The organism is Rhodopseudomonas sp. (assembly GCF_036404135.1).
Lineage (GTDB): Bacteria > Pseudomonadota > Alphaproteobacteria > Rhizobiales > Xanthobacteraceae > Rhodopseudomonas_A.
The window spans coordinates 1-9,838 of record NZ_DASWPE010000156.1 but is presented as its reverse complement, the minus strand read 5'-3'; the positions used below and the strand labels follow the sequence as shown (position 1 = coordinate 9,838).

11 protein-coding genes are annotated in these 9,838 nt (G+C 65.5%); 7 read left to right on the top strand and 4 right to left on the bottom strand.

All coding sequences use genetic code 11. The features are described 5' to 3' along the window. The 3 genes from VGC77_RS18555 to rpsT all read right to left on the bottom strand — a co-directional run. Positions 1–1,070: chromosomal replication initiator protein DnaA (locus VGC77_RS18555; protein ID WP_331173043.1), on the bottom strand; the 1,070-nt coding region annotated here is incomplete at its 3' end. A gap of 159 nt (positions 1,071–1,229) precedes the next feature. Next, the gene (locus VGC77_RS18550; RefSeq protein WP_331173042.1) at positions 1,230–1,370 is read right to left on the bottom strand and encodes a hypothetical protein; all 141 of its coding nucleotides are present in this window, start codon (positions 1,368–1,370) and stop codon (positions 1,230–1,232) included. 906 nt (positions 1,371–2,276) lie between these two features. Next, positions 2,277–2,543: a 30S ribosomal protein S20 gene (gene rpsT / locus VGC77_RS18545; RefSeq protein ID WP_331173041.1), complete on the bottom strand. Its 267-nt coding sequence runs from the start codon at positions 2,541–2,543 to the stop codon at positions 2,277–2,279. A gap of 319 nt (positions 2,544–2,862) precedes the next feature. On the opposite strand from rpsT, the gene VGC77_RS18540 reads away from it, so the two are divergent. From VGC77_RS18540 to VGC77_RS18530, 3 genes are all read left to right on the top strand, one after another. After that, positions 2,863–3,180, top strand: coding sequence for a hypothetical protein (locus VGC77_RS18540; RefSeq protein WP_331173040.1), 318 nt, complete (start codon positions 2,863–2,865; stop codon positions 3,178–3,180). A gap of 209 nt (positions 3,181–3,389) precedes the next feature. Beyond that, the gene (msrA, locus tag VGC77_RS18535) at positions 3,390–4,046 is read left to right on the top strand and encodes a peptide-methionine (S)-S-oxide reductase MsrA (RefSeq protein ID WP_331173039.1); all 657 of its coding nucleotides are present in this window, start codon (positions 3,390–3,392) and stop codon (positions 4,044–4,046) included. 165 nt (positions 4,047–4,211) lie between these two features. Beyond that, positions 4,212–4,958 carry a polysaccharide biosynthesis/export family protein gene (locus VGC77_RS18530; RefSeq protein WP_331173038.1) on the top strand — a complete coding sequence of 249 codons (747 nt, stop codon included), beginning with the start codon at positions 4,212–4,214 and terminating at the stop codon, positions 4,956–4,958. A gap of 167 nt (positions 4,959–5,125) precedes the next feature. Here VGC77_RS18530 and VGC77_RS18525 read toward each other — a convergent pair whose 3' ends face one another. Beyond that, a complete protein-coding gene (locus VGC77_RS18525; protein ID WP_331173044.1) occupies positions 5,126–5,434 on the bottom strand; it encodes a hypothetical protein in 309 nt (102 codons plus the stop codon). 345 nt (positions 5,435–5,779) lie between these two features. On the opposite strand from VGC77_RS18525, the gene VGC77_RS18520 reads away from it, so the two are divergent. The 4 genes from VGC77_RS18520 (at position 5,780) to VGC77_RS18505 (ending at position 9,654) form a co-directional block, all read left to right on the top strand. Then, positions 5,780–6,880, top strand: a complete 1,101-nt coding sequence (locus VGC77_RS18520; RefSeq protein ID WP_331173037.1) for an HD-GYP domain-containing protein — start codon at positions 5,780–5,782, stop codon at positions 6,878–6,880. Between the two features lie 197 nt (positions 6,881–7,077). Continuing rightward, complete coding sequence (locus tag VGC77_RS18515) at positions 7,078–7,953, top strand: S-methyl-5'-thioadenosine phosphorylase (protein ID WP_331173036.1); 876 nt, start codon at positions 7,078–7,080, stop codon at positions 7,951–7,953. After that, a complete protein-coding gene (mtnA, locus tag VGC77_RS18510; protein WP_331173035.1) occupies positions 7,950–9,071 on the top strand; it encodes an S-methyl-5-thioribose-1-phosphate isomerase in 1,122 nt (373 codons plus the stop codon). Before VGC77_RS18515 ends, mtnA begins: the two co-directional genes overlap by 4 nt. Positions 9,072–9,210: 139 nt before the next feature. Beyond that, positions 9,211–9,654, top strand: a complete 444-nt coding sequence (locus VGC77_RS18505; RefSeq protein WP_331173034.1) for a hypothetical protein — start codon at positions 9,211–9,213, stop codon at positions 9,652–9,654. Positions 9,655–9,838: the final 184 nt, after the last annotated feature.

The following is a 9,838-nucleotide window of genomic DNA, read 5'->3' as shown; positions in this document are numbered from 1 at the left end:
GTGGCGTTGAGCTTGCTGTGAGCGAGGAGACGGTTGATCGCGCCTTCGAGATCGCGGCCGTTGTGGGTGATGGTCTTGGCGAGATATTCCAGCACCGGCATCGGCACGTCGAAGGTGGCGTGATGCGCCTTCGCGGCGGAGACACGCGATTTCAGGATTTCGAGCCGCAGTTCTTCGCCGAGCGAGCCCATCTCGACCACGAGGCCGCCGGCCAGCCGCGAGCGCACGCGATCGTCGAGGCTCTCGAGATCGGACGGCGGACGGTCGGCCGCGATCACCACCTGGCGTCCGGCGTCGATCAGCGCATTCAGCGTGTGACAGAACTCGGCCTGGGTCGATTTGCCCTGCAGGAATTGCAGGTCGTCAATCACAAGCACGTCGATGCCGCGCAGCGCTTCCTTGAAGGCCAGCGCGGTCTGCGATTTCAGCGCGGCGACGAAGCCGTACATGAATTTCTCGGCGGTGAGATACAGCACCTTGCGTTCGGTGCCGGAATTGCCGGCCCAGGTCACCGCCTGCAGCAGATGGGTTTTGCCGAGCCCGACGCCGGAATGGATGTACAGCGGATTGAACATCACCGGATCGCCGCGGCGGCCTTCGGCGACCTGGCGGGCGGCGGCATGCGCCAGCGTGTTGGAGCGGCCGATCACGAAGCTGCCGAAGGTCAGTCGCGGATCGAGCGGCGAGCCGCCGAGCGCTTCATGGGTGGCGGACACCGGCGCGATCGCGGTGGCGCGGATTTCGTGCGCGGGGCGGCCATCGTCGCGGCGCGGCTCGGCCGGCGCCGGGGCGTCCTTGGCGGGCGAGGCGCAGCGCATCGCGGTGCGGACGGTGAGGTCGACGCGGTGCACCTGCGGCATCTCGGCCTGCCAGCAGCTCAGCACCCGATCGGAATAATGCGTCTGGATCCAGCTCTTCAGAAACCGCGTCGGGACCGACAGGTGCACGCTTTCGGACTGCACGCTTTCCAGATCCATGCGGGCGAACCAGCTGGAATACACGTCTTCACCGACGCTCGAGCGCAAGCGGCCCTTCACTCGTGACCAGCGATCCTGTTCGATGTTTGTCATTTGATCGACGACTTTTCAGATAGAGGAATGTTCCGGGATGATGGCGCGCGCAGCCGCAAGCCGGCTGTCGCCGCGCGCCAAAAGCGCCCTTCGGTCACAGATCAACCGCCCGGCGAAGCGCCGTTGGCGTGGTTTGATCGTCGGAAGGGGAGCGCTGGGTTAGAACAGCGCGAACGGTCCGCCCGGGCAGGTGGGGGGGCGCGCGCAATGCGCGTCGTCGAAGAAGAAAACCGCAGCCGTCAATGAGCGCTGATGGGTCAATGAGCCTTGATCAAATGAAGCAGCCAGTTCGTTGCGCATAAAGCCTCCCCCTCTCGCCGCACACCGTGCGGCAAGCTGTCGTCTCACCAACTCAAAATTCAAGCCCGCGACGGACCAACGTCGTTCAGGAGCATGTCGCGCTCCCGTCCTTACGCTTTCGGCACGGCCGGCTGCGGTGGGCCGATGCGTCGTTCCCCGGGGCGAACTGTTCGGTTGAGAACACTTCGGTCGAGAATTTCGGCATAGGTCAACCATCCTCACATTGCTATGAGTTGCAATCCGCCCTTCGCTAGGAAAGCGTCGCTAACACGCATACCGCCGCCGATTTGCATGTCCGCCCCAGGTTCTCAAACCGCGCTGATCTGAAGAGCCGTGGGCGTCGCGAACGGGTTAAGAAATACACGACGTCCTGTTTCCCGCAACGGAATTGATTGTTGCTACACGACGCCAAAATTGGCTTCGCCGCCGCGAAAACCTCGTTCGAATTTTAAGCGTCAGGACAAGGTTTTGAATCTGCGCGGTGAATCCAACTGCGCGGGGCCGTTGGCGGGCGCCGGCGCGCCAAAAATAAATTCATAAATCGTTTACCTTTGGCCGGAGCGCAAAAGCGTTTTCAAAGCGCTGCTCCGCGCTATGCCGATAAGTGATTATCGCCGCGCGTTTTTTCCTGTGCGCCGAGACAGGGTAACTCCCGTCGCGCGCGATCCGACAAAACGTGCCGCGCTTGCATTTTTCAAAACGCGTGGAGTCGGGCAAAATGTGTTTTAAGCTGATACAGCAAGGGTTTTTTCACTCGTGCGGTTACGAGGCGTTAGGTAAAACTACCTGGAGTGATGTCGCGCGACCAGACGGAAACACCGCTCACCGAAGCATCTTCGCGTGTAGCGCGCAGAACAAAAAAAAGCCCGGCGATGCCGGGCTTGTTGGTCGAATATTTTTATCAGTTCAATTCGCGAGCTTCGCGATCTGATGCGCCAGTCGCGACACCTTGCGACTGGCAGTGTTCTTATGAACGATGTTGCGTTGCGCGGCTTGCATCAGTTCCGGCTCGGCGCGGATCATCGCCTTCAGCGCCGCTTCGCGGTCGCCGCTGGCGATAGCTTCCTCGACGATGCGAACCGCGCCGCGCATCTGGGTGCGCCGCGACTTGTTGACGATGGTGCGGCGGGCGATCTTGCGGGTCGCCTTTTTGGCGGAGGTTGTATTGGCCATGGTGTTTCAAATCCTTCAGCGGCCGGCGCGTGACCGGGCGTCACGACGACGCTGATGTGTATCCGGGTTTTCCTGAGATGCTATTCCGGAAGCAGCCATGCTGAAACGTCGGCACCGCTCAAAGAACAGCGGCGGCAGGATCGCCCCTACCGCCAGTGCCGGTCTTATAGAGGCCCGGTCCTGCAGCGTCAACGGCCTCAACGCGGGATCGGGCCGGAACCGGGCCGCCGCGGCGCGATAAGTTGCTGGCGAGGTTGAATTTTGCCAGCCCGCCCTATATCCGGAGGACCGGCCAAGGTCGAGAGCTGACAGGTGACGCATGATCCGCGGGTTTTTTCGATTGATTGGCCTGCTGCTGCTGACCGGGGGCTTCATCTTCCTGGTCTATGACGGCGCCCGCTCGGTCGCCGACGACAGTCTGCGCTGGACAAGGCTCGGCGAGTTCTGGAACGACATCCACCAGTCCAGCCAGCAGGCCTTCCACACCATGGTCGAGAACGCCGCGCCGTGGCTGTGGAGCGGGGTGGTGAAGTTGCTGCTGAACCAGCCGACCTTTGCGGTGCTGGGCGCGCTAGGACTGTTGCTGATGCTGCTGTTCCGGCCGCGCAAGCCGCTGATCGGCTACGCCCGCGACTGAGCGGCCCGGCCGCGGCGATTTGCCGTCGGCGGCTTTGGCGCCCGGCTTGGCCCCTGCCGCAGCGGCCCCATCGACATTATATCGCCTCGTGAGGTCACCGCCGCGCAAGAGTGGATCAGGTTTGCCCGGCGCTTTCGCGTTCCCCTTTGCATGCGCGGCTGTTCGGGCGGCCTGGCACCACTTCGCTCGATCCGCGCCGGAGATGTCAGATGTTTTTCATGCGCAAGACGACCGCCCTGCCGAGCGCCGCCGAGGCCTTGCCCGGCCGCGCCACGCCGCTGCCGACCGCATCGACGCATTTCGTCAACGGCCACCGGCTGCAGCCGCCTTATCCCGCGGGCCTTGAGCAAGCGGTGTTCGGGCTCGGCTGCTTCTGGGGCGCGGAGCGGAAATTCTGGGAAGCCGGCGACGGCGTCTATGTCACCGCGGTGGGGTATGCCGGCGGCTACACGCCGAACCCGACCTACGAAGAAGCCTGCTCTGGCCGCACCGGCCATACCGAAGCGGTGCTGGTGGTGTTCGATCCCAGCAAGACGAGCTACGAGGCGCTGTTGAAACTGTTCTGGGAGAGCCACAACCCGACCCAGGGCATGCGCCAGGGCAACGACGTCGGCACGCAATATCGCTCGGCGATCTACACTTTCAGCGAGGCGCAGGCCAAAGCCGCCGAGGCGTCGAAGGTGGCCTATGGCCGGGCGCTGGCGGCGAAGGGGCTTGGCGCCATCACCACCGAGATCGCGCCCGCCGGCACCTTCTATTTTGCCGAGGACTATCATCAGCAATATCTGGCGAAGAATCCCGCCGGCTATTGCGGGCTCGGCGGCACCGGGGTGTCGTGCCCGATCGGCGCCGGCGTCAGCGCCTGAGCGCCGCGCGATGAGTTGCTGCGGCGGCCGGCGCGGTCGCCGCGGCATCGTCCTGCAAGGCTGAACGGCGAGCGGAGCGGTGTTCCAAACGGTTTATTAACCCTAACCGGGCATGAATGAGCTGTCTCAATGAGGGATAGGTCCGTGCGCGCGTTTCGATTATCGATGGTCGTTGGGGTTGCTGCGCTTGGGCTGGCCGGCTGCGTGCACAATTCCGGTCCGGTCGCCACCGCGCAGCCGCGCAGCGATCTGGATGCCATGGCCTATGGTGAGGTGCCGGCGGCCGCGCCGGCCGGGCACGGTCTGTTCACCGGCTCCGGCACTACGAATTCCGGCGGCGCTCTGGCGGCGCTGCGCTCCGGCTTCGGCTCTTCCTCAGCATCGACAGCCGCGCCGCGGCGGGCTTATGCGGCGATGCCGGCGGCCTATTCGGCGCCGGCGCCGGCTTACGATCCGGATTACCGGCTCGACGCCGGCGACCGCCTGCGCATCGTGGTCTACGGCCAGGAAGGTCTCACCAACACTTATGCGATCGACGCCGGCGGTTCGATCACCATGCCGCTGATCGGCGCGGTGCCGGCGCGCGGCCGCAGCCCCGCCGGGCTTGCCGCCGACATCACCGCAAGGCTGCGCAACGGTTTCATCCGCGAACCCTCGGTGGCGGTCGAAATCGAATCCTACCGGCCGTTCTTCATCCTCGGTGAAGTCGCAGCTCCCGGCGCCTATCCTTACGTACCGAATATGAGCGTGGAGAGCGCGGTGGCGGTGGCCGGCGGATTTTCGCCGCGCGCCCGCCGCGACCAGGTGATTCTCACTCACGGCGACGCCCGCGGCATGGTGCGCGCCGCGGTGCCGCTCGGCACCCCGCTCGGCCCCGGCGATACCGTGCTGGTCGGCGAGCGCTGGTTCTAGAGCTATTCCGGTTCTGATCGAATCAGAATCATAATCAGAATTCTAGTTTCTTATTTTGACGGGTTCTCTTCACGCGAACCGGGTTCCACTTCGCTCGAAAACGCTGTAGCGCCGCGTCGTCACCGTCGCCCCGAGCCGAATGAGTTCGAGTGCGCTCGGAGCTGTTATCACGGTGATTGCCACATCCAGTTGCGGCCCCAGTCGCCCCTCCAGCCGGTCAGCCGGCCGGCGCGGAATTGCAGATAGAGCCGGTCGCGGCGATCGAAAAATCCGCTGCCGCCTGCAGTGCGTAGCGCCAGCAGGATTTCCTCGCCGGGCCGGCCGCTGATGTAGGTCAGCGGCGCGCCGAGTGCGCGCGCGGTCTGCTGTTCGTCCATGCCGAAGGCCAGCGGCACATTGTTCGACAGCGTCGTCGTGAACGGCGGCGCGGCATCGATCGGGCGCGGGGGCTGCGCTGCGGCCTGTGCCGCCATCATCAGCATCGCGGCAACGATCGCGATCGGCACCGCGCCTGCGGTGCCGCGCCGAGTTGCCCGTCGACCGTGGTGCGGAGCGGGCGCCGCGGCGGCGTTACGCGCGCGACGAATGCGGCGTGGATCGGCTGCGGATTTCCGGATCGGCATCGGCATCACCAAACGTCCTGAACGGTTCGTTGCGCTCACAGTATAAAACTACCGGCGCAGCGCAGTAAATCGAGGTTTTTGGCTTTGCGGCGATTTGTACCGCGCCTCGACACGCAACGTTAAGGATGCCGTTTAAGCTTGCGGAACCATTTATCGGCGACACTGCCCCGCGACCTGACGTTGCCCGCTCGAGGACCAATGACCGCACTCGCCAAACAACTTCCCGCCAAACGCCGGCTGCTGCTGGCGTCGGATCGCACCGATCGCAGCCGAGAGCTGGCGCGCATTCTGGCCAACGTCGCCGAGGTCGATACCATCCCGACGTCGAACCTGCCGGATGCGCCGGCCAAGGATCTGTCCGGCGTCGTGGTCGATATCAACCTGCGCTCGGCGGAGACCGTGCAGCAGGTGCGCCGCAAGCTCTTGGGGGCTGCGTATCGGCCGATGCCGCGGCTGTTCGTGCTCGCCGATCTGTTGCATCACGGCGCGATGCAGGCCTGGGCGCTCGGCGCCACCGACACCATCGCGCGACCGTTCGATCCCGACGATATTCTGCAGCGGGTTCGCGCCGCCTTCCCGAGCACCGACGACGACAGCGCCGAAGCCGAATCCAAAGGCAAGGCGCTCAGCGAGGGCGTGGCCGCGGCGCATGCGGTGATGGTCAAGATCTTCGAACGGCTGCCCGCCGGCATTCCGCTGACGCTCGGCGACGTCATCAAGGCCGAAACCCACATCCTGCGCGCCATCAAGCGCACCTCGCTGCGCGAATGGCTGGCCGCGGTGGGCCGTCATCACAATGAGAGCTACCGGCACTGCCTGTTCGCCACCGGCTTTGCCGTGGCCTTCGCGCAATATCTCGGCATCCGCGAGGACGACCAGCGCCGGCTGACCCGGGCGGCGCTGTTGTACGACGTCGGCAAGGCGTTCGTGCCGGCGGCGATCCTCGACCATCCGGATCGCCTCAGCCTCGGACAGCACGGCATCTATTGCCAGCATCCGCGGCTCGGCTATGACGCGCTCGTCGCGCAAGGCGGATTCCCCCGCGAGATGCTCGACGTCGTACTGCACCATCACGAGATGCTGGACGGCTCCGGCTATCCGGACGCGCTGCACGGCGATCAGATCAGCGACCTGGTGCGCGTTACCACGCTGGTCGACACCTTCACCACGCTGGTGGCCCGGCAGCCGAAGGAAACCGTGCACAGCCACGCCGCGGCGTTTGCCGCGATGGAAGCGATGGGCGACGGCCTCGACCAGCGGCTGGTGCAGGCGTTCCGCCCGGTGGCGCTGGGCGGCTAGATAGTCGGCCTCGTCATCTCGTTGTCGCAATCCGGTCCCGCCGCGGCGCGACCTGCCAAACCCCCGCCGCGGCCGGCGCCATGAGCCGGCGGTCGGGCAGCCCTGCCTGCGACGTTCGGCCTATCCGTCCTGAGGAGGGGTTGTCGACGCCGCCTCCGCATGGTGAATGCGGCAGAGCAATTGGCGGGAGACAAGGCATGACCACGGCCGTTCTTGGCATCATCGGCGGATCCGGAATTTACGATCTGCCCGGGCTGGAAAACGTTCGCGACGAGGCGATCACAAGCCCGTGGGGCGAGCCGTCGTCATCGGTGCGCCACGGCAGCATCAGCGGCCTGCCGATCGTGTTCCTGCCGCGCCACGACAAGGGCCACCGGCTGTCGCCCTCCGATATCAACTACCGTGCCAATATCGACGTGCTGAAGCGCGCCGGGGTCACCGACCTGATCTCGCTGTCGGCCTGCGGCTCGTTCAAGGAAGACCTGCCGCCCGGCAGCTTCGTGCTGGTCGATCAGTTCGTCGACCGCACCTACAAGCGCGAGAGCTCGTTCTTCGGCAAGGGCTGCGTCGCCCACGTCTCGATGGCGCATCCGGTCAGCCCGCGCTTACGGATTCATCTCGCCGCGGCGGCGGAAGCCGAAGGCATCGCGATGGCGCGCGGCGGCACCTATCTGTGCATGGAAGGCCCGCAATTCTCCAGCTATGCCGAGAGCATCACCTACAAGCAACAGGGCTATTCGGTGATCGGCATGACCAACATGCCGGAGGCCAAGCTCGCCCGCGAGGCCGAAATCTGCTACGCCAGCGTGGCGATGGTGACCGATTTCGATTGCTGGCATCCCGACCATGACGCGGTGACGGTGCAGGATATCATCCGGGTGCTGACCACCAATGCCGAAAAGGCCAAGAGCCTGGTGGCGCGGCTGGCGCGCGACTTCCCGCGCCAGCACGAGCCATGCCCGATCGGCTCCGACCGCGCGCTCGACTCAGCGCTGATCACCGCGCCGGAAGCCCGCGATCCGGAGCTGTTGAAGAAGCTCGACGCGGTGGCGGGAAGGATTTTGCGCGCATGAAGGTCGACGGCAAGCCCACCCGCACCATCTGGCTGGAGCCCGACGGCGTTACGGTCGCGGCGATCGACCAGCGCCGGCTGCCGCACGAATTCGTCGTCGTGCAACTGACCACCAGCGACGCCGCCGCCGAGGCGATCCGCAGCATGCTGGTGCGCGGCGCGCCCTTGATCGGCGCCACCGCGGCCTATGGCGTGGCGCTTGCCATGCGCGAGGATGCCTCCGACGCCGGGCTCGACCGCGCCTATGCCAAGCTGATCGCGACGCGGCCGACCGCGATCAACCTGAAATGGGCGCTCGACGACATGCGCGAAGCGTTGCGGCCGTTGCCGGCGGAGGCGCGCGCTGCCGCCGCCTATGCGCGGGCTGCGGCGATTGCGGAAGACGACATCGCCATCAACCAGAGCATCGGCCGCCATGGCCTGACGCTGATCGAGGCGGCGCGCGCCGCCAAGAAGCCCGGTGAGCGGGTCAACGTGCTGACCCATTGCAACGCCGGCTGGCTCGCCACCGTCGACTGGGGCACCGCCACCGCGCCGATCTACAAGGCGTTCGACGCCGGCGTGAACATCCACGTCTGGGTCGACGAGACCCGGCCGCGCAACCAGGGCGCCTCGCTCACCGCCTGGGAGCTCGGCCACCACGGCGTGCCGCATACCGTGATCCCCGACAACACCGGCGGGCATCTGATGCAGCACGGCATGGTCGATCTTTGCATCGTCGGCACCGACCGCGTCACCGCCTCGGGCGACGTCTGCAACAAGATCGGCACTTATCTGAAAGCGCTGGCGGCGCGCGACAACAACGTGCCGTTCTATGTTGCGCTGCCGTCGCCGACCATCGACTTCACCATCGACGACGGGGTCAAGGACATTCCGATCGAGCAGCGCGAGGCCGCCGAGGTCACCGACATGACCGGGCGCACCAAGGACGGCCGCATCGAAACCGTGCGGGTGGTGCCGCAGGGCTCGTCGGTGGCCAATTACGGCTTCGACGTCACGCCGTCGCGCCTCGTCACCGGGCTGATCACCGAACGCGGCGTGTTGCTGCCGGAACGTTCCGCGCTCGCCGCGGCGTTTCCGGAGCGGGTGGAGCGGCGCACGGAATCGCTATCGGCCTGATCGCTGGCGACGGTCTGTCGCCTGCCGCTGCATCAGATCGCTCAGACAACCCCCGGAAAATCGCCTACACCGGCGGTTGCGCCGCGGCGTCGGCTGGCCATCAAGGCTTGCGGCGACGGCGGATCAGGGAGCAACCGACATGAAGCCATCCATGGTGTTCGGATTGGGCGTCGCCGCGCTGGTGGCGTTTCCCACGCTGGTCTCGGCCAGCGACAAGATCGCGGACGTCAAAGGCAGATGGGTCGGCAAGAGCCATTCGATCGTGGTCGGCGGCGGCGGCCATTGGCCGAGCGGCAAAGGCACCTTCGAAAATCCCGGGCTCGCCGAGAAAGACCTGGTGATCGAGATCAAGGGCCAGGACCAGCGCCGGTTCTGGGGCGTCACCACGCTGTCGGGCAACGGCGAGAACACCACCGAGCCGTTCATCGGCGGCCACGACGGCCACGACGTCTTGATCGCGGATACCGACGGCTACATCCACGGCGAGATCGACGGCGACACTTTCACGTTCTGCTATGCGCACACCGGCGGCAAGACCGACTCCACCGTGGTCAGCTGCTCGGAAGTCAAGCGCACGAAGTAAGCTTGCGGGCGGACTGGATGCCCTCGTCGATTCCTAGCGATCGCTGAGCCGTCATCCTTGTAACTTAAATTCTGCTGGGCGAGGCGGTAGGCTGTCTCGCGCGGTGGCGGACGAGAGACCGGGTCATCCGAGGGCTTTGAAGCCCGAACCTCAGCTTGGGCCTTCGTCCGTCGTTCCATCGAAC